This is a genomic window from Pseudovibrio exalbescens DSM 16456 (assembly GCF_000422785.1).
GTDB classification, from domain to species: domain Bacteria; phylum Pseudomonadota; class Alphaproteobacteria; order Rhizobiales; family Stappiaceae; genus Pseudovibrio; species Pseudovibrio exalbescens.
The window spans coordinates 388041-411855 of record NZ_AUGS01000005.1; the positions used below are offsets into that span (position 1 = coordinate 388041).

The 23815-nt window shown below is 55.5% G+C and carries 19 protein-coding genes and 1 tRNA gene; 5 read left to right on the forward strand and 15 right to left on the reverse strand.

From position 1 onward, the window contains the following. Nucleotide 1 precedes the first annotated feature (1 nt). Nucleotides 2–1282, forward strand: a complete 1281-nt coding sequence (locus G512_RS0106665) for an allantoate amidohydrolase (protein ID WP_051269022.1) — start codon at nucleotides 2–4, stop codon at nucleotides 1280–1282. After that, nucleotides 1279–2496, forward strand: a complete 1218-nt coding sequence (locus G512_RS0106670) for a M20/M25/M40 family metallo-hydrolase (protein ID WP_028481044.1) — start codon at nucleotides 1279–1281, stop codon at nucleotides 2494–2496. The genes G512_RS0106665 and G512_RS0106670 overlap by 4 nt, the downstream gene beginning before the upstream one ends. Nucleotides 2497–2635: 139 nt before the next feature. On the opposite strand, the gene G512_RS0106675 is transcribed toward G512_RS0106670, so the two are convergent. From G512_RS0106675 to G512_RS20255, 10 genes are all read right to left on the reverse strand, one after another. Continuing rightward, on the reverse strand, nucleotides 2636–3187 hold the full coding sequence (locus G512_RS0106675) for an EscU/YscU/HrcU family type III secretion system export apparatus switch protein (protein WP_028481045.1): 552 nt from the start codon (nucleotides 3185–3187) through the stop codon (nucleotides 2636–2638). A gap of 1145 nt (nucleotides 3188–4332) precedes the next feature. Beyond that, nucleotides 4333–5328, reverse strand: coding sequence for an IS30 family transposase (locus G512_RS0106680; protein ID WP_028481046.1), 996 nt, complete (start codon nucleotides 5326–5328; stop codon nucleotides 4333–4335). Nucleotides 5329–5571: 243 nt separating this feature from the next. Beyond that, nucleotides 5572–6381: an alpha/beta hydrolase gene (locus G512_RS0106685; RefSeq protein WP_028481047.1), complete on the reverse strand. Its 810-nt coding sequence runs from the start codon at nucleotides 6379–6381 to the stop codon at nucleotides 5572–5574. Nucleotides 6382–6669: 288 nt separating this feature from the next. Then, nucleotides 6670–7476: an MBL fold metallo-hydrolase gene (locus tag G512_RS0106690; protein WP_028481048.1), complete on the reverse strand. Its 807-nt coding sequence runs from the start codon at nucleotides 7474–7476 to the stop codon at nucleotides 6670–6672. Nucleotides 7477–7482: 6 nt separating this feature from the next. Then, complete coding sequence (locus tag G512_RS0106695) at nucleotides 7483–8283, reverse strand: TatD family hydrolase (protein WP_028481049.1); 801 nt, start codon at nucleotides 8281–8283, stop codon at nucleotides 7483–7485. A 135-nt stretch (nucleotides 8284–8418) separates the two neighbouring features. Then, nucleotides 8419–9972, reverse strand: a complete 1554-nt coding sequence (gene metG, locus G512_RS0106700) for a methionine--tRNA ligase (protein ID WP_028481050.1) — start codon at nucleotides 9970–9972, stop codon at nucleotides 8419–8421. A 106-nt stretch (nucleotides 9973–10078) separates the two neighbouring features. Further along, nucleotides 10079–11137: a DNA polymerase III subunit delta' gene (locus tag G512_RS0106705; protein ID WP_028481051.1), complete on the reverse strand. Its 1059-nt coding sequence runs from the start codon at nucleotides 11135–11137 to the stop codon at nucleotides 10079–10081. Beyond that, the gene (gene tmk / locus G512_RS0106710; RefSeq protein ID WP_028481052.1) at nucleotides 11130–11810 is read right to left on the reverse strand and encodes a dTMP kinase; all 681 of its coding nucleotides are present in this window, start codon (nucleotides 11808–11810) and stop codon (nucleotides 11130–11132) included. Before tmk ends, G512_RS0106705 begins: the two co-directional genes overlap by 8 nt. A 41-nt stretch (nucleotides 11811–11851) precedes the next feature. Next, complete coding sequence (locus G512_RS0106715) at nucleotides 11852–13012, reverse strand: D-alanyl-D-alanine carboxypeptidase family protein (protein ID WP_081657399.1); 1161 nt, start codon at nucleotides 13010–13012, stop codon at nucleotides 11852–11854. A gap of 64 nt (nucleotides 13013–13076) precedes the next feature. After that, nucleotides 13077–14240, reverse strand: coding sequence for a septal ring lytic transglycosylase RlpA family protein (locus tag G512_RS20255; protein ID WP_081657389.1), 1164 nt, complete (start codon nucleotides 14238–14240; stop codon nucleotides 13077–13079). Nucleotides 14241–14530: 290 nt separating this feature from the next. Between G512_RS20255 and G512_RS0106725 the strand changes: the two genes are divergently transcribed. After that, a tRNA-Ser gene (locus tag G512_RS0106725) sits at nucleotides 14531–14620 on the forward strand. A gap of 612 nt (nucleotides 14621–15232) precedes the next feature. Continuing rightward, nucleotides 15233–17407, forward strand: a complete 2175-nt coding sequence (katG, locus tag G512_RS0106730) for a catalase/peroxidase HPI (protein WP_028481054.1) — start codon at nucleotides 15233–15235, stop codon at nucleotides 17405–17407. Between the two features lie 221 nt (nucleotides 17408–17628). On the opposite strand, the gene G512_RS0106735 is transcribed toward katG, so the two are convergent. Then, nucleotides 17629–18291, reverse strand: coding sequence for a peroxiredoxin (locus G512_RS0106735; protein WP_051269024.1), 663 nt, complete (start codon nucleotides 18289–18291; stop codon nucleotides 17629–17631). Nucleotides 18292–18404: 113 nt separating this feature from the next. Here G512_RS0106735 and G512_RS0106740 point away from each other — a divergent pair, with 113 nt between their 5' ends. Beyond that, the gene (locus tag G512_RS0106740; RefSeq protein WP_028481056.1) at nucleotides 18405–19313 is read left to right on the forward strand and encodes a hydrogen peroxide-inducible genes activator; all 909 of its coding nucleotides are present in this window, start codon (nucleotides 18405–18407) and stop codon (nucleotides 19311–19313) included. A 79-nt stretch (nucleotides 19314–19392) separates the two neighbouring features. On the opposite strand, the gene G512_RS0106745 is transcribed toward G512_RS0106740, so the two are convergent. From G512_RS0106745 to lsrB, 4 genes are all read right to left on the reverse strand, one after another. After that, on the reverse strand, nucleotides 19393–21363 hold the full coding sequence (locus G512_RS0106745) for an alkaline phosphatase D family protein (RefSeq protein ID WP_028481057.1): 1971 nt from the start codon (nucleotides 21361–21363) through the stop codon (nucleotides 19393–19395). A gap of 226 nt (nucleotides 21364–21589) precedes the next feature. Next, nucleotides 21590–22345 (reverse strand): ribulose-phosphate 3-epimerase, encoded by a 756-nt coding sequence (locus tag G512_RS0106750; RefSeq protein ID WP_051269025.1) that lies wholly within the window; start codon nucleotides 22343–22345, stop codon nucleotides 21590–21592. A 10-nt stretch (nucleotides 22346–22355) separates the two neighbouring features. Next, nucleotides 22356–22652 carry a (4S)-4-hydroxy-5-phosphonooxypentane-2,3-dione isomerase gene (lsrG, locus tag G512_RS0106755; RefSeq protein WP_028481059.1) on the reverse strand — a complete coding sequence of 99 codons (297 nt, stop codon included), beginning with the start codon at nucleotides 22650–22652 and terminating at the stop codon, nucleotides 22356–22358. An 88-nt stretch (nucleotides 22653–22740) separates the two neighbouring features. Beyond that, the gene (lsrB, locus tag G512_RS0106760; protein ID WP_028481060.1) at nucleotides 22741–23772 is read right to left on the reverse strand and encodes an autoinducer 2 ABC transporter substrate-binding protein LsrB; all 1032 of its coding nucleotides are present in this window, start codon (nucleotides 23770–23772) and stop codon (nucleotides 22741–22743) included. Nucleotides 23773–23815: the final 43 nt, after the last annotated feature.

Consider the following 23815-nt stretch of genomic DNA (forward strand, 5'->3'; position numbering starts at 1 on the left):
CATGACACAGGCCGCTGGAGCTGACCGCTTGCGTCACCTGGGAGTGCGTTCGGAAGAAATGATCGAGGCCTTGGCCCGGATTAGCGCCGATGAGGGCCAGATTACCCGGTTGTATCTGAGCCCGGAACACAGGCGCGCGGCTACTCTGGTCGCGGACTGGATGGGGGATGCCGGGCTTACCGTCCGAGAAGATGCCCTTGGCACCGTATGTGGCGTGTTGCCTGCCTCTGAGCCTGACGCGGGCAACAAGACCCTGCTTGTCGGGTCTCACATCGACACCGTGATAAACGCCGGGGCCTATGACGGCACTTTCGGCGTCGTCGCCGGCATTCTGGCGGCTCAGGAAATCAAGGCTCGTGGCATCAAGTTGCCGTTTACTCTGGAAATACTGGCCTTTGGCGATGAAGAGGGCGTGAGGTTTCCCTCGACCTTGTTGTCGTCCAGCGGTGTTGCAGGAACGGTAACACCTGCCGATCTGGAAGTAACGGATGCCAGCGGGGTCCGCCTTGCAGATGCGTTGACGGCGTTTGGAGGCCAACCAGAAGCCGCGCTGCACCTTGGCCGGGACCGGGACAGCGTGCTGGGCTATCTTGAGGTGCATATCGAGCAAGGGCCGGTTCTTGAGGCTGAAGGGCTCGGCGTTGGTGTTGTCACGTCCATAGCGGGGGCCAACAGATATTCGGTCACCGTCAGCGGCATGGCCGGTCATGCAGGTACGGTTCCCATGCACTTGCGCAGTGATGCCTTGGTCGGTGCCGCTGAACTGATTTGCGCCATTCACCGCATTGCCGGCCAGGCCAGTGACCATGGTGTGGTGGCCACTGTGGGCGAATTGTCCGTCTCACCCGGAGCGGTCAACGTCATTCCGCAGGATGTGGTGTTCTCGCTTGACCTGAGAGCGGCAACGGATGAGCCGCGCCATGAAGCAGCCAGGGCTATCGAGAAAGCGGGCGCAGAGATCGCGAGCCGTCACGGGCTCACCATCAATTTCAACCAGTACCATGAGGTCGTGACTTGCCTTTGCGCGGACCGGTTCCAGGATGCGGCGGAAACCGCTCTTCGCACGCTTGGTGTCCGTCCGCTGCGCCTGATGTCGGGCGCTGGTCATGATGGACAGGCCATGGCAAAACTGACAGATATCGGCATGCTGTTCGTCCGATGTGAGGGCGGCATCAGCCATAACCCGCTTGAGAATGTGGACAGAGACGACATGGGGCTGGCCGTCGAAGCCCTGATCCGCTGGATCGAGACAATTGCCGAGGAGGAAAGGGCAGTATCATGAAAGCCTTCATCGAGGCGCGTTTTGAAGACGAAGTGGCGTTCTTGCAGGAGCTGGTCAAGCGGCCCAGCGACAACCCGCCGGGAGATACGGGTACCCACGCGTTGGACGCGGCACAGTTGCTTGAGGATCTGGGGTTCACAGTGGAACGCCATCCGGTACCCGAACCATTCGTGCGCCAGAACGGTATGGTATCCGTTACCAATCTGATCGTGCGGGAGACGTTCGGCTCGGGTGAGGGGCCGGTTATTGCCCTCAATGCGCACGGAGACGTGGTTCCACCGGGCGATGGTTGGACCAAGGATCCTTATGGCGCCGAGATCGATGGCGGTGCGTTGTATGGGCGCGGTGTGGCGGTCTCCAAATCCGATTTCGCCACCTATGCCTTTGCTCTGTTGGCCCTCAAGCAGAACCCGCAGGGCCTCAACGGGACGGTCGAACTGCATCTGACCTATGATGAAGAAGCCGGAGGGTTTGTTGGGCCGCGCTGGATCCTTGAGCAGGATCTCAGCAAACCGGATCTGGCCATTTCCGCTGGCTTTTCCTATGCCATCACCACCGCACACAATGGCTGCCTGCACATGGAAGTCATCTTGCGGGGACGGCAAGCTCATGCCGCCATGCCGGAAACCGGTGCGGATGCACTTGAGGCGGCCACCGCCGTTTTGCAAAGCATTTATGGCGAACGGGCGCGCCTCGCCGAAATCAAAAGCGGTCAAAAGGGCATCGACAGCCCCAAGATCACTGTGGGTCTGATATCCGGCGGCATCAATACGAATGTGGTGCCGGATCGCGTCGCGTTGCGCCTTGATCGCCGCCTGATCCCAGAGGAAAACGGAGAGCAGGTTGAAGAACAGCTGGTTGCGTTGATCGAGAGTGCTGTTCCGAAAAACGCCGGCGTCGAAGTGGAGTGCCGACGCATCATGCTGGCGGAACCCTTGCGGGAACTACCCGGAGTCGATCGGTTGGTCAAAGCCTTGCAAGGACCTGCCAAAGCGAACCTCGGTGTGGACGTGGAGGCCACAGGTGTCCCGCTCTACACCGATGCACGCCACTACAGCGCTGCCGGCATTCCCACGGTGTTGTATGGCGCGGGCCCACGTTCCATTCTGGAGGCCAACGCCCATGGAGCCGATGAACACCTGCAATTGAGTGATCTGCGCGCGGCCACCATCGTTGTCGCTGAAGCGCTGTCGGACCTCTTGAAATCAGAATAAAGATCAAAGCCGTGCGGCGGGCGCCCCCACCGCGCGGCACATCCCGGTGCCATGGGCCGCAATGTCAGGCCCATACAAGGTCACAACGTCACCATGGTTCTTGCTGACCCTGTCGGATCGTTGTTGGGCCGAACGAGTTTCAAACCACTTGGGACACCAGCTCGGCAACCGGCACATAGTGTTCGTGACGAATGGGCTTGTTGGCATTGACGCTGTTGTAAAGCTGCATTGCCAGTTTGGAACTGCGAAAGACGGGAACATCCAGTTGCCGAGCCACTTCAAGGATCTTCAGGCCTTTGAGGTTATTTCCCTTCAAGGTCACGGTTGGAGTGGACCCATCGCCAAACTCATAACGCAAAACGACTGCCGTATGATTTGGGGTGGCCACAACAAGTGTTGAGCGGTTCAGGACGTCCACGATACGCTTGCGCTCTTCCTTGCGCAGGCGATCGCTGATTGGATGAGCGGCCTGTACCGGATCATAGCGGCGGCGAGGGCGTGCGCCTGAGGTTGTACCCATGCGACCGGGCGCTGATCCTTGGGCACGAGTTGGACCAACCCGGCCGGAGGAGGGCGCGGCCACAGCCTCGCGCGCTTTCAGTGCATGGTTCATCAAAACAGCACACGTCAGCACACCAAGCACTGCTATCACTATGAATTCAAAGAAGGATTCCGCCAGAACCATAACCATGTCGGGACACCCGCCTTGTTGCCAAACCCTGTCATGATACGTTCTTTAAGGGCTGGAACCGCTGTAAAGTGGGGCGCCAGCTCTCTTGATGGCCGTCGCTTTGTGCGTTTCATCGGTCATCTATTTGTATCTATTTTTAATTTATCTGTTCTCAAATCGCCATAAAAGTAAATCAATCCCTAAATTCACATAATAATATTGAGTTTTTGCGGAAAAACTCTCTGCAATCACGAAAACTGTTTCAATATGATCCAACCTTTATTTTAATAAACTTTGATTTAAATACATCTGTTTTAAATGAGGTGACTTCCACTCGTTTTGAGCGTGAGGTGGAATCATTTTCTACCGGGCCATTACAGCGATGTGCGAGTGCTTTCGGGCAGGGTTTCACCTCGACAGGTTCCCTGATGCGGGAGATTGGCGGGATGTAGTTGCCCAACGCGGGGTTATGTGTGGAGAGAAAGGCCGTAGTCGCACAACACTTTCAAGTTGAACGCATTTGGCGCCGGTGGTGTACCCAAGCCTTGCCCCAATGCCGAACGGTCATTTCATTTCTGAGGTCACACCAGTAGCACCATCGAATGTTTTTGAAATAGGAGGCATTCAAAACCATACACGCAGCTCCGACTGCGGGATATGTGGGTACTCCCGTTGGTGATAATGCCTGATCGGCACGGGCAGAGGGAACGCCACAGCGTCAAATAACCCTGATACGCGCTCTGCAGTCCCACCGGTGGCATGCCGGACAAGCAGCGCGCAGATCCGGCATCCAGAGCCAACCCTGTCCGCGCGATGTGGCTGCTATCCGGCTGGATCCCGCGTCAAGCGCGGGAGGACACATGAAAGGCAAAGGGATAACCCGCCACCCATTCCCGCTGACAAAGCCGAACACCTAGCAGAAGCACTGGGACGTGTGAGATGTGTCTGTGATCATACGCCTCCAGTCCCACTGAGGTCATGCCGGACAAGCAGTGCGCAGATCCGGCATCCAGAGCCAACCCTGTCCGAGCGATGTGGCTGCATCCGCCTGGATCCCGCGTCAAGCGCGGGAGGACACCTGATGCAACGAGAGCGGAGCGGGGCCCAGACTGTGAGCGATACTTGAGGTGCGACTTCTGCTGGCGCCAAGGGTAGGGTGCAGCTGGTCATGTGGCCAACATTTTTTCCTTGAAGACTTCTGCAGGTGTTTTCCATCCAAGACATTTGCGCGGGGTCGAATTGAGCTTGTCACAGATAGTCTTCAGATCTGCTTGACTGACATGTTTCAAATCTAAGTTTCGGGGCAGCCATCTGCGTGCGCGCCGGTTGGTGTTTTCAACGGTACCTTTCTGCCACGGTGACGAAGGATCACAGAACCATGTCTGCGTTCCCGTTTCGGCTTGAAGGTGTGGCCAGGCGACAAACTCAGTGCCCCGATCAAACGTTATCGACTTGCGTGATTTGAGGGGTAGATGCGAGATCGCGTCGATGACTTTACCAAGAACTTTTTTTGTCTTCTTGTCGTCGTTTTTAAGTAGGACGGTAAATCGGCTCACGCGTTCGACCAGAGACGTGACATTCCGCAAACCCAGATGCTGCATGAACATCATCAGATCTCCTTCCCAGTGACCGAATTCCTTTCGGTGGGCAATTACATCCGGGCGGAACAGAATGCTGACTTCACGATGAAATTTAGAGGGCAGGCGCTTTCTGGCTCGCCTCGGTCTGCGTGCCTTACGATGGGTCGGCAAATACCACCACAATTCCTGCGCCATTCCTTCTTTGGAATAGACGTATCGATAGATGGTTTCCTGGCAGACACGCAGAGCTGCATTTTCCAAACGCATCCGGCCTGCAATCTGTTCTGGTGTCCAACCCGCTTTGATGTGCTCTTCAACAAGACGGCGCAAATCTGCATGTTGGATCAGTTTTCGCTTTCTGGAGCGTCGCCTTGCACAGTCCTCATGAGCGGCTACAGCATAGTACCCATTGATGTCCGGCCATTGATGATCCTCAAAATAATTGCGCTTGAGCTCGCGGAAAATAGTCGAACGATGCCTGCCGAGAACTTCTGCCATCCGGGTCGGAGACACATTTGCTCGACGCCAACGCTCTATCTTGCGGCGTTCATGAAGGGTAAGATGGCTGTAATTTGATCCCATGACATATTCCTCCTGCCTGATAACCTATTGGTTTCATACAGAAGTCGCACTTGGGAATAGCGCGCACCCGGCTACACGCAAAAAACGCATAAGACAGATTATGGAAATAAAATAGATAGGCTGCGGAATTGCCTTTGGTTGGCGCATCTTCGTTCGGTGTTCATCACCATTGTGACCTCAATGAACACTGAAGGCTCATCCCAACAAAATATCTATGACCAACATTCCCATTAGCGTTGACGATCAGACCAAAGCGGCCAAGGCAGTCTGAATCAACTGCGAGCCCGGATCGCAAAGATCATCCAGAACCGTAAAGTGATTTCGGTCCATTGCCTCATGATGTTCAATCCGGATATCAAAGCCGCGCCAGAGGTTATTGAGGCTCGCAGTCTGCCGCCGAAACTCGGACAGTTCATCAGCGCCTACCCATGCCACCAGATCACAAGGTTCATGTGGTGCGCTCAGCACCGGGCTTTCGGCACGAGCTTCCTCAGCAGTCAAACCCAAGGTGTCATTCATTCTGGTTCGACAAAGTGGTCTCAGATCATAAAGACCACTGATACCGATGATGCGTTTGATCCTGCTGCGCAGGCTCGCTGGAAACAAAATGTCGTCGCAAACCATCCGCGCAACCAGATGGCCGCCAGCAGAATGCCCGGTCAGAACGATTGGCCCAAGACACGTTTTCGCAATCGTTTCTATCGACCTTTGTATTTGCCGCGTGATCTGGTGAATTGATACTGCTGGACACAGATCATAACCGGGCATGGCCACGCATAAGCCGTGCTGCATCGCGCCGCCTGCAAAATGGCTGAAGTTCTCCTTGTCGAACGCCTTCCAATAGCCGCCATGAACGAAAACCATAGTCGCGCGAGGCGTTTCCTCAGGCCAGAACACATCAAAGCTTTGCCGCGGTGTGTCTCCGTAGGCAACCGACAACTCACCCCGACAGTCTGCCCGGAATTCCTGTGCCTTCGTTTGCCAGCCTGCGAAGATCGCTTCGGCTTCCGGAACCGCACCGCTGTTGTAATATGCTTTATCCCAATCTCGCATTGCCCGTCCCTCGCCTAAAACCTGACCTTTGATCTGCCCCTTTGGATCCAGCCCAATTGAAACCGAAGATCAAGAAGCCCTGACAATACCCTGAGTACGCAGCGTTATCATATTGAATTTCCGCGCATTTTCGTTGCTTCCGGTTAAATGCCACTCATCAATGCGAACGCAATCTGACGCAGCGATCTCCGTCCTTTATCTCCACACCTTAAGGTGACAAGTCAGTAGCACCACGCCATTTACGGGTAAGACTAAACACTGTTTCCCCGTGGGGCATAACTTTCCCAACTAGGTATCCTGATAAAGGGTCATGCCATCATAGGCAGGAACCACGTCCTCTGGCACCTCATGCATCAGGCTGGCATAGTCTAGATCGCAATGCAGGTTCGTCAGCACCGTGTGCTTGGGCTTGAAATGAGCAGACCACTTCAGCGCATCAGCCACACAGAAATGGCTTTGGTGGGGCTTGTGCCGCAGTGCATCAACAATCCAGATATTGAGATTTTCGAGAGCTGGATAGGCCGTTTCGGGAATATCATTCAGGTCGGGTGAATAGGCCACATCAGCGAACCGGAAGCCGAGCGCCGTGATATCACCGTGCTGAACTCGAAACGGCAGGGCCGTAATCGGTCCCCCTCGCCCTTCAATGGTCACGGGCACCGCATCTTCCAAAGGGTGTTCGTCAAGAATGGGCGGATAACCTGAGCCCGGCGGCGTGGTGAAGCAGTATTCAAAGGCGGTTCGGACGCGCTTTGATGTGGGCTCATCCATGTAAACCGGTACCCGCGCCCGCTGCATCAAAGCGAAGAACCTGAGGTCATCTATGCCGTGGATATGATCCGCGTGGGCATGGGTATAGAGCACCGCGTCAAGCGCTTTTACATCAGCGCTGATCATTTGTTCGCGCAAATCAGCGCCAGTATCAATGACCAGAGTTGTGCGTCCATGGGCACTGATACGCTCTACCAGCAGCGAACACCGACGCCTGCGATTGCGCGGTTCGCTTGGATCGCATGCGCCCCAATCGCCGCCGATCCGCGGCACCCCGGTGGACGACCCACACCCCAAAATCGTGAATTTTAACTGGCTTTGCATGAAGACTTATCCTTCAGAGCGAGTATGCAGCTCCCTCGGCACCTTGGAGAACAACCTAAAGAAATTATCGGTGGTTTGGGCGGCCATGATTTCTTCATCAACTCCATGGACCTCTGCCAACACCTTATTGGTATGAACAACATAGGATGGCTCGTTGCGTTTGCCACGCCATTTTTGCGGGGCCAGATAAGGCGCATCGGTTTCCACCAGAAGCCGATCCTTTGGCAAATCGGCAACGATTTCCCGCAGTTCGGTCGAACGCTTGAAGGTCAAAATGCCGGAAAGGGAATAATAGGCTCCCAGATCCAAAGCACGCATGGCCAGATCCCGGCCTGAGGAAAAGCAGTGCAACAGGAACTTGAACTCTCCCTTTGCCATTTCCTCTTCCAGAATGGAGGCCATGTCTTCATCGGCATCTCTGGTATGAATGGCCAGTGGCAAACCGGTCTCACGCGCCACAGCAATATGCTTGCGGAACACGGCCCGCTGCTCCTCGCGTGGCGAGTTGTCGTAGAAGTAGTCGAGCCCGGCCTCTCCGATGGCGATCACTTTCGAATCCTTGCTGAGATTCAGTATTTCCTCAGCCGTTACATCAACCTCTTCGGCGGCGTTGTGGGGGTGCGTTCCCACAGAGCAAAAGACGGACGCATAATTGTGCGCAATCTCCTTGATTTGCTCAAACCGACGCACGCGCGTGCATATGGTGACCATCAACTCAACACCGGCCGCATGTGCCCGGTGGATGATCTCGTCCCGCTCCTCAGCAAAATCCGGAAAGTCCAGATGGCAATGGCTGTCAATCAGCATGGTTGACTTCAATTCCTATCGATTGGTGCGGCCCACCGTACAGGTATGGGAGGTTCCTGACGGTAGCCCATCCGTGTTTACACGCAAAAAAGGGGTGCCGAAACACCCCTTCCTCTGATTTTCAAAGGCTTATCCTCAAGCGGGGGTTTCGGGCTCAACGTACCGAGGAAACACGCCTTGAGGTTTCGGCAGCGCGCGCCCCGCATCCAGACGGCCAGCTGCCCCGAGCTGATCAAACTGGCGCTCGTCTTCAGAAAGAACAAGCAAGTCCAACAGCTTGGATGCAGACTCCGGCATGACCGGTTGAGCGAGAATGCCTACCTGCCGGATAATTTCCGCCGTGACATAAAGCACGGTAGCCATGCGTTCCGGATCGGTTTTCTTCAGCGCCCAAGGCTCTTGCGAGGCGAAGTAGCGGTTGGCCTCACCAACCGTGGACCAAATGCAGCTCAACGCCTGGTGGATCTCCTGACGCGCCATGGCCGCCCGACAGGTTTCCAGCATGGCGTCCGCTTGCGCGAGAATTGCCTTGTCCTCTTCGGAAAACTCTTTTGGTTCAGGAAGTTGCGCCCCACAATTTTTATGAATCATGGACAGCGAACGCTGCGCCAAATTGCCCAGATCGTTGGCAAGATCGGCATTGATCCGATTGACCATGGCCTCATGATTATAATTGCCGTCCTGGCCGAAAGAGACCTCCCGCAGGAAGAAATACCGGATCTGGTCCAAGCCATAGTGCGCCACAAGATCAGCCGGCGCGATCACGTTGCCCAAAGACTTGGACATCTTCTCGCCGGAGTTGAACAGGAACCCGTGAGCAAAGACGCGATGAGGAACCGGAAGGCCGGCAGACATCAGAAACGCCGGCCAATAGACGGCATGAAACCGGATAATATCCTTGCCGATGATATGAACATTGGCGGGCCAGAACTTGGCCATGTTGCCTTCCATATCCGGATATCCCAGTGCGGTGATGTAGTTGGTGAGAGCATCAACCCACACGTACATCACGTGTTTTTCGTCACTCGGAACAGGGATACCCCAGTCGAACGTCGTCCGCGAGATCGACAGATCCTTCAAGCCGCCCTTGACGAAGCTCATCACTTCGTTGCGCCGGGTTGCCGGACCGATAAAGTCTGGCTGGCTTTCATAAAGGTGCATCAACTTGTCCTGATAAGCCGAAAGGCGGAAGAAATAGCTCTCCTCCTCCACCCATTCCACCGGCGTGCCTTGCGGACCATAGCGGACGCCATCATCGCGAACTTCCGTTTCGCTCTCCTGATAATAGGCTTCATCACGAACCGAATACCAGCCGGCGTAGCTATCCTTGTAGATATCGCCGTTCTCTTGCATTTTCAGCCAGATGGCCTTGCAGGCTTCATAGTGACGCTGTTCGTTTGTCTGGATGAAGTCATCATTGGAACACCCAAGAACCTCAACCATTTCGCGGAACCGCTTGGAGTTCATGTCAGCGAGATCGGAGGGAGACATGCCTTCCTTGACAGCGGTCTGAAGCATCTTCTGACCATGAACATCCGTACCGGTCAGAAAGTGTACTTCACGGCCGTCCAGTCTCTGGAAGCGGGCCAGCGCGTCAGTTGCGATTGCCTCGTAGGCGTGACCGATATGCGGCGCGCCATTGGGATACGAAATCGCAGTCGTGATAAAGAAAGGCGATTTTTCTGTCATGTTATTCGATCGATCTCGAAGGGTTGGATCGTAAGACACTAAAAGCTCCCTAAAAGAGCACTGGAAGCTTTCGACGAATGGATTGATCGGGTCACAGCCACGCGCATCAGCCGCGTAAGTCCTTGAGGAAATTCAGGACGACTTGCTTGCGATCAAGATTCAAGGCATCGGCCGCAGCGGCCGCGTCGCTGACCTTTTCCCACACCTCGGCCCACCTGACAAGAGAGCCTGCCCCCTGTTGCGCATCTTTCCGGACCCTATCAGACAAAAAGCCGCGCGCAAGATCAAGAAAGGTGTACCAGGCATCATCGGAGCCTCTGGCTGCCACAAGATCGGCAAACCGATGCCCCTCGGCCATATCAATGGCTGGCACCGACTGCATGAGTCCAAAGAAGCGGTCTGCCACCTCTCGCCCCTCGCCCCCCAAGGCCAACATGGCGTGGCGTGGGCAGCCATCCGCCATGGCAAGAACGGCCGGCGAGTACGCTCCTGCCTCATCAGGCGAGAACCCGAACGCTCCAAGTGTTTGACTCATCTGCCCGTCATCAAGACGACGTAGCTCCAAGCGGCGGCATCTTGAGCGGATAGTGGGCAAAAGGCGCCCCGGATTGTGCGAAAGAACCAGAAACAGCGAGCGCTCTGGAGGCTCTTCGAGCACCTTGAGCAAGGCATTTGCTGCGCTGGCATTCATGTCGTCGGCAGCGTCGACAATGCAGATCCGCCAGGTTCCTCCCGCCGAGGTGGATCCGAAAAACGACACAGTACGTCGTACCTCATCCACCGGCAGGTCTCTTTTGAACCGCTTTGTTTTTTCATCCCAAGGGCGTTTCAGATGAAGCAAGTCAGCATGAGAACCGGCGGCAATCATCCGTGCCGTATGGCTCGTTTCCGGCACACTCAATGACGTTGCCGTTTGGACTACAGGCGAATTTCGCTGAGGATTTTCAAGAACGAACCGAGCAAACCTGAAGGCTAGCGTTGCTTTGCCGACGCCTTTGGGGCCACCCAAAATCCATGCATGGTGCATGCGCTCGGATTGATACGCGCTCAACAGCTCTTGTTCCGCCTCGCCGTGGCCAAACAAATGTCCATGCTCGCGTGGCAATGGAACACCTTCAATTGCATCTAGAATGGGCGCTGGTGCCATTGCAGGGGCTTTAGCCATCGCTCCCAGATCCTTTCTGCGCCGAAACCGGCAAGTGGGCTCCCAACCTGTCGTTTACAGCCCTCCAGACAGCCTCTTCCACATCGTCCAGAGTCTGGCTGCCATCGACTACGACAAACCGTTCCGGGGCGTTTTTTGCAATCTCCAGAAAGAGTTGGCGCCGACGTTCATGGGTTTCCAGCGTGTCCTGCTCAAACCGGTCGGGTGCATGGTCTACTCCTTGTTCGGAGCGCGTTGTCACACGGGACAGACCGACTTCGGTCGGCACATCAATCAGAATAGTCAAATCAGGCACCTGGCCATCAATGGCCAGTGTTTGAAGTTGTTCGATCAGGACATCAGATACGCCGGCTTCGCCCTGATAAACTCTTGAAGAATCTGCAAATCGATCACAAAGGACCCACGTCCCTTGGGCAAGAGCGGGTTTGATCAACGTATCGATATGGTCCGCCCTTGCAGCAGAAAACAATACCGCCTCAGCTTCCGGCCCATAAACACGGGCAGCGCCAGACAACAACACCTTGCGGACCATTTCGGCCCCGGCTGTGCCGCCGGGCTCACGGGTTGCAAGGGCCTGCACGCCAGCGTTTTCAAGCCGTGTTTGAAGCCGCTTGATCTGCGTGGACTTACCCGCCCCTTCTCCACCTTCAAAGGTTATGAATTTTCCGGCCACGCGGCACAAGCCCCCATCAACGGCTTGACTATCAAGCCTTACTACCTAAAGACACTCCAGAACAGCTCTGCAATAGCGTCCATACTGCGTTGTTGCAACGTTCCTTTTGGTACCTGCATACCAGTAACGAGTGGGGATGTGAAAATCACAGTGTCTTTTGACAGAAGGCGCAACTCCCCCACAGCTTTACCCTTTTGAACCGGCGCAGAAAGCGGGCCATCATAAACCACCTCAAAGCTGTAGTCTTCCTTGTGGCTCAGATCGATCAAAGCATGCAAGGCACCCGGAGTGACCAGCGGAACACTGGGCTGGCTGCCACCATACACCTTTGCATCTGCAACCGTTTCACCCTTTGTGAATACAGGACGAATGCTGAGGCCGGAAAAAGTTGAAACCAACAAGGTCTTCATGTCGTTAATCCGATCCTTTTCCGTCGGGGCTCCCGCTATACCCGCTACATACCGGATCCCACCCATTTCCAAAGTACCAAGGGCTGCAAAGCCTTCGGTTTCGGAAAAGCCTGCCGTAAAGCCGTCCAGTGCTTCAATTTCCCTCATGAGAGGGTTCTTGTTGCGTTGTGTGATGTTGTTCCAGGTGAAACGCTCCACCCCATACAGCCCGTGAAGCTCCGGTTCCTCACGGATGATATGAAGAATGAGCCGCAACTGATCGGCCAAAGTGGTCTGGTTGCCAGAGTCCGGGTAGCCGGTTGCATTTGCATACCGGGTCTCCGTCATTCCGAGTTCCTGCGCTTTTTGCGTCATACGCTGGGCAAAAGAAGGTTCATCGCCGGCAATACCTTCCGCCAGCGCGATGGCTGCATCATTGGCGTTGTGCACCACCAACCCTTTCAGCAGGTTTTCAACGGACACATTGCTGCGAACGCGGGCAAACATCGTCGTCACCCGTGCAGGCGCACCGCCCCGTTGCCATGCATCTACGGAGATCGGCAGCTCAGTCTGCGCTGCGATTTCCTCATTGCGAATGGCATCAATCACCACCAGCGCAGTCATGATCTTTGTGAGATTCGCGGGCGCAATGGGCTCACGCGCATTCTTGGCATACACCAAGGCGTCGCGGTTGGCATCGTACAAGAACGCGGAGTTTGCGCTCAACTCAACCGCGTTGGCAGGCCCTGACCAAGCCCAAACCAACAGCAAACTCGTTAGCGTGATCGCTAACCAATCTCGCAGAGTATCCATATCGCCCATGCACCAAAGTGTTTTGTTCAGACCAAGATACTCGGCGAGATTTATTCAACAAGTGTTACCGGCTCTTTTTTGCATTGGCGAGCAAAAGCTGTTTCAATCCCATTCCGCCCGAAAAGACGTCAAACGCCTCATGTGCATCGGAAACACGCTTGTCAGCCGCATAAGAAGATACCGCGTTGCCGGGTTGCCATGCAGGTTGTGGCACGCCTTTCGAGGGCGGTGGCAGTAGCCCCCCTGCACCAGCCTGCGGCGCGGGGAACTGGCTTGATTGGCTCTGATAGCCCACAGGCTGTTGCCCCTGAAGTGTTTGTTCGATCTGTCGCTGGAAGGTGTTGTTGGACGCCACCTGGATGGAGGCTCCATTCCGTTCAAACACCAATGCCGGGTCCAGAGACGCCACCCGCGCCGCAGGAAGCCCGGTTGCATCGACACTGGCCACCAGACTTGGGGCCGTGTAGGGCCGATTCTTGGGCGTAGGCGCCCGACCAACAACACCACTGCTGGACGGCTTGTTGAATGCCAACAATGTGCCCGGACGAGTTGCTCCCGGCGCAACAGCACCTGGTCCCTGATAGGACGCCATCAGGTAACTCTCATCTTGTCCATGGAGCGGAGCCCGACCGACATACTCCACTTTCACCTTGGCAACGCCGTGCTTCTTGGTATCGAGCATGTTTGCAACACGCTCGGACAGATCAATCACACGGTTGCCGTGGAAAGGACCGCGATCGTTCACACGAACGATCATCGAGCGACCGTTTTCCACGTTGGTAACGCGCGCATAGCTCGGCAGTGGCATGGTGGTGTGAGCTGCCGTGAGGCCATTGCGGTCGAAAATCTCGCCATTGGCCGTCATCCGACCGTGGAACGTGGGGCCATACCAAGAGGCCATGCCCGTTTTCTTGTAGTTGGGATCATCCTTGGGATAATACCACTTTCCGGCAACCTTGTAGGGTTTGCCAACGACAGCACGCCCGCCCCCCTTGGGAACAGGTTTTGCCCCTTTGACGACACGCGGGCTGGCAGCCACGCCATAATCTTTTTCGCTGAACTTGACCTTGCTGGAATCGCCACCACAAGCAGCCAATACGAGGCAACTCGCCGCGACCAGCAAGAATGACCGCGTCTGTTTGACAACAGAAGGCGCAGATTCGGCTTTTCCATAGACCGAAGTGTGACCCTTCTCGCCCGTGAGAGGGAACAACAGAGCTTTTTTCATCGCGTTCAACTCGATACAATCACGCAGTGAGGGGAAGAGATAAAGCAGTGCAGCAGATCCCCGATTACGGATGTAGTTTTCACATAAAAATATTAACCAGATGCAAACCGAAGTGCTCCCCTTCGGATTTCAAGGGCTAATTGCAGCAGTACATATTGCTACCAGTTTTCGGGCTTGGGGTCTACGGGCCTGCATTCTTGACAGTTTTTTCCAATCAGCTTGGGGAGAGCGCCGAAAAGGCGGTTGACTTTGGTTTTCCAATAATCGAAAAGGTGCCTCACCACACAGCCGGAGAGGTGGCAGAGTGGTTGAATGCACCGGTCTTGAAAACCGGCGGGCGTGGAAGCGTCTCGTGGGTTCGAATCCCACCCTCTCCGCCATTTCCCTTATTGCGCAAAGACTTACGGCATCTGATCCAAACGTGCATGGCGCATATTCGCGGCCTTCATCAAGGGGAATGCGGTCAAGTGTTGCTGCCTTCCCAAGCCTACCCCCATTTATTGTCAAACAACGATTTGGATGGCACGTTGAGTAGATCCGGTCAGTTTGCGGACATAAGCTGCAATTGGACGTGTTGAGTCGCTGTCAGCGATATCCAGTCAATCACAACCCTGCCGGCTTGGGCGGGTATGTTGTACGGTCCCGCACAGCCCATACTCGGCTGGCCTGCCCCAACATCTGGAATATCCCCTCTTCCAGTCTCCATTGTTTTCGAAGAATCTCAGATTAAAACACTAAAAAACCGCCGCTTGCGAACCCACGTATATCACGCGTACCATCAGCGCCAGAAAGGCCAAAACCATCGTTTTTCGGGGCCATCCCGTTTTCCGGGCAAGGGCCGGCTCGTTGTGATTTTTGATGGACAGGCCTCTTGGGTGGCCATTGGGACGGTGTGCGGAAACTGAACGGGAGCCCGCCTACTATCCCGACAAACGGCAACCCGCATTGAATAACTGGCGGATGAGTCCACCAGATTAACGAGGGAGAACCACATGGATGGAAATGATATGAGCCCACAGGGCAAATGCCCCGTGATGCATGGCGGCCTGACTGCAACTGGCGTTGATGTCATGGACTGGTGGCCAAATGCGCTGAACCTCGACATCCTGCACCAGCACGATACCAAGACCGATCCCATGGGCCGTGCTTTCGACTATCGGGAGGAACTCAAAAAGCTCGACGTAGCGGCACTTAAGAAAGACCTGACGGCTTTGATGACAGACAGTCAGGACTGGTGGCCAGCGGACTGGGGGCATTATGGCGGGTTGATGATCCGTATGGCGTGGCACGCCGCTGGATCGTATCGCATTGCCGACGGGCGCGGCGGCGGCGGCACCGGCAACCAGCGGTTTGCGCCCCTGAACTCCTGGCCGGACAATGCCAACCTGGACAAGGCGCGGCGCCTGTTGTGGCCCATCAAAAAGAAATATGGCAACAAGATCAGCTGGGCGGATCTCATTATTCTGGCAGGCAATGTTGCCTACGAATCGATGGGTTTCAAAACTTTCGGCTTTGCCTTCGGCCGTGCCGATATCTGGCATCCGGAAAAGGATGTTTATTGGGGTGCGGAAAAGGAATGGCTTGCCCCGTCCGACAACCGGTATGAAAACGTCGAGGACCCGTCCACCATGGAAAACCCGCTTGCGGCGGTGCAGATGGGCCTGATCTACGTGAATCCGGAAGGGGTTAACGGCCAACCGGATCCCTTGAAAACTGCATTGCAGGTGCGAGAGACATTCGCACGCATGGCGATGAACGATGAAGAAACGGTGGCTCTTACAGCCGGTGGGCATACCGTGGGCAAGACCCACGGCAACGGGGATGCTGCCGAATTGGGCCCGGACCCGGAAGGAGCGCCGGTTGAAGAGCAAGGCTTGGGCTGGATGAACCATCAAAGCCGCGGTGTGGGCCGCAATGCCGTGACCAGTGGCATCGAGGGCGCATGGACCACTCACCCCACCAAATGGGACAATGGCTACTTCCACCTTTTGCTGAACTATGACTGGGAGTTGAAGAAAAGCCCTGCCGGTGCATGGCAGTGGGAACCGGTCGACATCAAAGAAGAGGACATGCCTGTCGACGTGGAAGATCCGTCGATCAAGGTCAAGCCCATCATGACTGATGCCGACATGGCCATGAAAATGGATCCGATTTATCGTGTGATTTCTGAACGGTTCTACAAGAACCCCGAGCAACTGGACGATGCCTTTGCGCGGGCGTGGTTCAAGTTGACACACCGCGATATGGGTCCCAAGGCACGTTACTTTGGCCCTGAGGTCCCCAAAGAGGATCTGATTTGGCAGGATCCCGTGCCCAAAGGAGCAACGGACTATGACGTGGATGCCGTCAAGGCGCAGATTGCCCAAAGCGGCTTGTCTGTCGCCGAGATGGTGGCGACCGCATGGGATAGTGCCCGGACATTCCGTGGTTCCGACATGCGCGGCGGGGCAAACGGCGCTCGGATTCGCCTCGCTCCACAGAAAGACTGGGAGGGCAACGAGCCGCAGCGGCTGGCCAAAGTGCTTGGTGTGCTTGAACCCATCTCGGCTGCAACCGGTGCCAGCTTGGCGGACGTCATCGTTCTGGCCGGCAACGTGGGAATAGAACAAGCGGCCAAGGCTGCAGGGTTTGATGTGGCTGTTCCATTTGCGCCCGGGCGCGGAGACGCCACGGATGAAATGACCGACGCAGACTCGTTTGACCCATTGGAGCCTATCCATGACGGTTACCGTAACTGGTTGAAGAAGGATTACGCCGTTTCCTCCGAAGAGTTGATGTTGGACCGAACACAACTCATGGGTCTGACCGCGCCTGAAATGACCGTCCTTGTTGGCGGCATGCGGGTTCTGAGCACGAACCACGGAGGTACCAAACACGGTGTTTTCACAGATCGGGAAGGTGCATTGACGACCGACTTCTTCGTCAACCTGACGGATATGGGAAACAAGTGGGTTCCCACAGCACATGGTCTTTATGAGATCCGGGATCGCAAAACAGATGCGGTCAAGTGGACAGCCACACGCATCGATCTGGTGTTCGGATCAAACTCTGTTCTGCGGTCTTATGCGGAAGTTTATGCTCAGGACGACAGCGCGGAGAAGTTCGTTTCCGACTTCATTGCGGCATGGACCAAGGTCATGAACGCCGACCGCTTCGACATAGCGTGACGCAATAAAGACAGGCCCCGCGGCATCATCTCTGGTGGCGCGGGGCTTTATTCAAAACCGACCTAGTCTCATGACTGCGACCTATACAGCCTCACGGAACCGGGTGACACGCACTGAAACCCTTTTCCGCTATATCTGTATTGCTGTGAGCGGTACGGTTCGGCTGTTCCAAAGGCGGCTCAGGGCAGCCTGCATGCCCCGGGAAAAGCCAACGGCCCTGATTACAGGCTGCGGGTAGAATAATACCAAGCTTTTGTATCGTAGCCTTCGGACATGCGTGTTTCGGCAGCCTCTGCTGTTTGCGGAGTTGGAACGATAACGTCTTGTCCCGGTGTCCAGTTCTCTGGTGTTGCGACCGAGTTGGCATCGGAGGTTTGCAGCGCCTGAACCAGACGATAGAATTCATCAACGCACCGGCCGTTGGTCATCGGATAGTATACCATGGCTCGCAATACGCCCTCAGGATCAATCACAAACGTGGCGCGCACAGCCTGTGTGTCTGATGCTCCGGGCTGGATCATGCCGTAAGATTGCGCAACCTTCATATCCAGGTCGGCGATAATCGGGAATGGAATTTCAACGCCGAAGTTTTCCTTGATCGAGCGCATCCAAGCAATATGCGCATAGTGGCTGTCAATCGACAGGCCGAGCAACTCGGTATTCAATGTCGCAAAATCTGCAGCGCGGTTTGCAAAGGCCATGAACTCGGTCGTGCACACCGGTGTGAAGTCGGCCGGGTGGGAAAACAGGATCAACCACTTGCCACGATAGTCGCCCAGTTCCTTTGTGCCATGCGTTGTAAGCGCCTTGAAGGCTGGAGCGGGTTCATTTATGCGCGGCAAACCTGCGGTTGGTTCAGCTTGTGTCAGGGGTTCGGTTGTCATCGGAACTATCTCCTCTCGTCGTTTCAAGGACAACCATAGGAGACCTCGCTTTATTCTGGAAATTGAATTAAAAACATTCTGTAATCGTATTTCTCAATAACAAGGCACTCCCTATGACGACGCTTCGACAAATGCGCTTTTTGGTTGCTCTTGCCGATACGGGGAATTTTTCTCGTGCTGCAGAGCAGTGCCATGTGACCCAATCAACCCTTTCTACCGGCCTGAAGGAAATGGAATCTCGTCTGGGGGTCCGTGTTGCGGAGCGCACAACACATGCGGTGATCATGACACCCGTGGGGGCCGCCTTGGCTAACAGAGCACGACAAATACTTGCCAGCGTTGGGGATTTTGAAGAGATGGCGCGAGCGGCAGCCAACGAGAGCGCCCTGCAAATCCGTCTTGGGACCATTCCAACCGTTGGGCCCTTTCTATTGCCACGAGCTCTACCCATCTTGCGCAAGACGTGGCCACGCCTGAAAGTCTACCTTCGCGAAGAACTGACGGATGCTCTAGTCGCCGGTTTGCAGGACGGGAGACTGGATGTCATTCTGCTTGCCCTGCCTCATGGGCTTCCAGAAAACATCGAAACAGAAATCCTTTTTGATGACGGCTACAAAATGGCCCTGCCCCGTGATCATCCACTCGCGAACCTGGAGAAGATCGAAGGCCCGGACCTTGCCGGACGAGATCTCCTGCTTCTGGAACGAGGCCATTGCCTGCAAAACCATGCGCTTTCAAGTGTGCCTGGGGTAGTCCTTTCCGAAGACGCGTCGTTCTCAGCGACCAGCCTGCCGACACTGGTGTCCATGGTGGAAGAAGGACTGGGCGTTACGCTTCTACCGCGCCTGGCTACAGATGCCGGCCTTACAGCAGCACATGACATTCATCTGTCCGAACTGGCGCATGCAACGCCTCGCCAAATCGCGTTGGCATGGCGTAAAAGCACGGCAAGCAGGAACCTGTTTCAACAAATTGGCGAGGTTCTCCGTGATGCAAGACGCAGTCTGGGAGAGAACACCTGATCTGCGTTTGCACGCCGTGTCCCGCCCTGAAATCAGTGCCGGCTTCACCTTGACAAGCTTGAGTTCATCCATGGGGACTTCAGTCCCAGCGGGCTTCACCTTCCCGCCGGGAAAACGAGACTCGTTCGCCCGAAGTCAGTAACTGGCTGATGTTGTCAGGGGCTCCGGTTTCGTCAAATTCAACGATACCAATGCCGCTGCCATTCAGAAGACGGCGTCCATGAGGTGTGCCCTCTGGCTTGCGAGGGATAACTTTCATGCCGCGCCGCCGCGTGAACCAGTTCAATGGAGACCTCGGTGAATACAGCCAACGGTTTAAGTGATCCAACTTGTTCAAAAGCTTGTGCGGAAACTCATTCTTGATGCCACTGCTACAAATCTGCCAGATATCCGGTCCGCCCTGATGTCCGCGCAACTCCACATCGTAAACGAAGGAGTAGTGCACATCTCCCGACAAAATCGTAAACCGATCTGGCGTTTTGCGATGCTTGAACACATTCAAGATACCATCCGCCGTGCCCGGATGTGCCATCCAATACTCGGCATCCACCATCAACGGCTTGCCGAGATACGTCATCAACTTCTGCAAGGTCTCGATGAGTTTAACGCCGTAAATTGGCGCCACAGATACCAGCATCACCGCCTCCTTGTCGCGCAATTCGCGTTGCAAGTCGGTGAGTGCCTCCCAATCCAGCAGCCCGGAAGGCTTGTGGCCCGCGCGTTCCGACCGCCAACGACGCGTCCGCGTATCCAGAACGATCAGCGGCGGATCCAGAGGCCACTGATAGTCCCATAGTTCAAAACCCAAAAGGTCATCCAGAAACTGATCGTGCGCATCTTTGCCGGGTGCCTTTAAGGCGGTTTGGAGCCCCTCCATAATCGCCGGTGAAAACGCCTCGGGGCGGTTTCCCCAACCCTGATTGAGCATGTAGGCAGCCAGTGCATTGCCGATAATCCGCCGGGAAAACGGGTGACTGTAGGCCGTCTCCTCCCAATCTCGGTTCAGGTTCCAATCATCTGTTACATCATGATCATCAAAGATCATCGCAACCGGCAGATGCGCCATGGCCCTGCGTACCCTGCCAAGCCCGGCCACGAAGCGTTCCATGACTTCCTGCTCACGAGCGAACAGATCTTGGTGTTCCACTGAGAGTTCATCGGGCCGCTCCATAGACAGTCCTTGCCACGGAACCGGCGACCACACCAGCAGATACATACAGAGGAACTCCGCAATGGTGATCAGATGGTTATGGGCGTGATCTGCCGTAAATATCGGCTTCTCCACGCCCCCAAACAATACCATCCACAATGCCCGGTTGCGCTCCAGATTGGGCAAGAAGTTTTCACGCCGATAATAAGTATCCGGATGAACGTAAAGATCTGAGGCGTGCTGTGGAATGCGGCTTTCGAGCGTGCCGAGTTCCTCATCACCCAACCCAAGGACGGGAATGAGCGCGTGTATGGCGCGCAACATCGGACCTGCAACATCATCCGCGTACACTTGATCGCCGCTCATGATGAGTGCGGCCGGCCAGTTGGCTGACACACCGGAAGCTGAAGACTGGCCAGTGTTCAGCTCCGTTTCCAAAAGCTTGTCAGCGCTTACCAGCCCATCTCCACCGTCAAAATGAGGTTTGCGACACGAACCGTGGAGGATGGACCGAACCTTGCGTGAAATAACAAAGCCCGGGGTCTCCTTTCCGGGGTAACACAGGTCAGGAGCCCAAATGGTGTGATCTTGCCAGCCCTTTTCAGGCTCATCCGACATGAGCAACGAAAGTCGGTAATCAATCCAATGATCATGAGGCAACGGGTCGGATAAAGGGCAATCAATCAGCAAGTAGTGCAACCGTTTTCCGGCTTTGACAAGCTGCATATGATCGGTGCCGGGATCCAAGAGCACACGCTGCGCAGGGGCCTCAGTCGGCATCAAATCGAGCCGCACCTGAGCGGGCGCTCGAACTGCAAGCCAGAAGACGATTCGTCCGGGTTCCACACGTCTGAGGATAGGACCGGCAAGTACGGCAGGTAAGGAAACTGGATCAGACATACACCGATTAAGTGCATCACCTGCCCGAGTTATCAAGCTGGTTTGTCAGCATCTCCCGAGGCAATTTTGTGTTCTTGCAAAAGGATTTGTTGCGAAGGTGCCGCAAACCTTGCACTTCTGAGGATCATACACCCGTGTGTTTGGGCACAAAAAGCCAACACCCCTGCCCGGCCAAGCCGGACAAGGGCGTCTGGGAGGTTGGAATGAAAGCTTCGTTCACGCGGCCTCAAGCGCCGCGGGTCAGCTCTGCCAGATTATCGGCTATTGTTTGCCCGTCTTTGAAAACAGCGCTTCCGCTGACGATCATATCCGGCTTCATGGCCGCCGCGATCGGATAGGTTTGCGCCTTAATACCGCCATCAATACTGATAAGAGGCTCAACACCCGCTTCCTGCGCCATTTTGCGGAAGGTGTTTATTTTGCCAGCAAGCACCTCATCGGGTGCACCACCGCCCCAGCCGGGGTCGACCGCTAGGAAGGTCACCATTTCGAGTTGATGCAGCACGGGACGCAACATTTCAATCGGCGTACCAGGATTGAGGGCTACGGACCGAAGGATCTTGCGTCCGCCCTCATGGCCAGCAACCGGCGTATCAAGCGCAACCAAAGCACGGTGCAGATGAACCGCTCCTTCGCAATGAACATGAACGATGTCAGCACCAGCAGCAACAATCGCCGGTATGTGATCGAGCGCATCTTTCACCATGAGATGCACGTCTTTGAGCATACGTGTGCGCGTGGCCTTGACCAGCCCTGCGCCAGACGTCATGGACGGGCAGAACACACCATCCATTACGTCATAGTGCAGGATGTTGACACCGGCTTCCTCGAGGGTTTTGACCGATGCCCCGTACGCCATCGCATCGGCCGCCATGAGACCGACGCTCAGATGCGGTGCCGTCCGGCGGAACCAGGCCACCAATGTTTCTCGCGTTTGCAAATCCGCCGCAGCAAGCGGTGCTTCACAGAAGCCAGTTGTCATGTCGTGCCCCTTATACTTCCGGCAGTATGCCTTTGAACACGCGGTGGGTGCGTGGCCCGGTCATGATGTCTTCAAGTTCGGCCTTGACCTTGAGATAATGCGGCGTTTGCTTGTGCGCCTTCACTGCGTCCTGATCGACATACGCTTCATAGATGGAGAACTTGGTCGGATCGTCCGGATCCTGAAGAACATCGAAACGCAGGCATCCCGGTTCCTGAATGGAGCCTTCATGATTGGGGCGGAAGACGCGCAGGAAATCTTCTACACGGTCTGGTTTCACCTGAATTTCTACAAGCGTTACGTGCATGTTCTTTCTCGCTTTTCATTTTGGATTTGACATGAAGGGCATGGGAGACGATGCCTCCCATGCCCGCATCGAAGCGCTTCAGGACTTCTTAGAAGTCGAAGTCGTCGATGTTTTCCTTGGTGAACACCTGACGCTCTGGCAACAGGATGATGCCGTTGCCTTCGGCTTCGTAGTCGTAGCCCTGTACACTGTTCGGGCTCACCTCAACGGTACCCACACCCGGGATTTCCAGTGTGTCACCCACGTTCATTGCGCCATTTTCCAACACGTGGTTGGCCACGTAGGTTGTGATGCGACCCTGCTTGGTGACATCCCAAAGACCGAAAGCCTTCACGGTGTCGCGCTTCACGTAAGGACGCATGACGTTTGGCGTGGAGAAACCAACAATTGCAACTTCACCAGCGCGACCCAGGTTTTCTGCAGCCTGAGCAGCCGCAGGCAGTGCATTGGCATCCGGCGCAATGATGATGTCCAGATCCTTGTAGGCCTGAAGGATACCTTCGCCGGTCTGCAAGGACTTCTGTGCGTCATTATAGCCGTACTGTGTGGTTACGATTTCCCAGCCCGGGTAATCGGCAGCAATGATTTCCTTGGCTGCATTTACCCAAGCGTTCTGGTCGGTCACGGTCGGGCTGGAGTAGAAGAAGGCAACCTTGGCCTTGTCGCCACCCTTGTGCTGTTCAGCTGCCATATCAACGAGAAGCTTGCCCAGCTGTGCCGGCGTGCCCTGGTTGACGTAGAAGCTGCGACACTCAGGATTGACGTCAGAGTCCCACGTCATCACCTGAACGCCACGCTTCATGGCGCGCTTCAGAGCAGGACACAGACCATCCGGCGATACAGCCGAGATGGAGATGGCGTCATACCCCTGGTTGACGAAAGTGTTGATGTACTGAACCTGACCGGAAACGGATGGTTCGGTTGGACCATCATAGGTCACATCCACACCCAGTTCCTTACCAGCATCAACGGCGCCTTGACCACCAGAGGTGAAGAAGCCGACACCAACCAGCTTAGGGATGAAGGCAACGCGCTTTTCTGCGGCGGAAGCGGTTGTCAACATGCTGGAAGCGGCCAGAGCCAGTGCCAGTGCTGCAGAAATCGTACCTAGGCGTTTCATAGTGTTTCTCCCGAATATTGTGTAGTGGCCCGCTTCCCGTTTC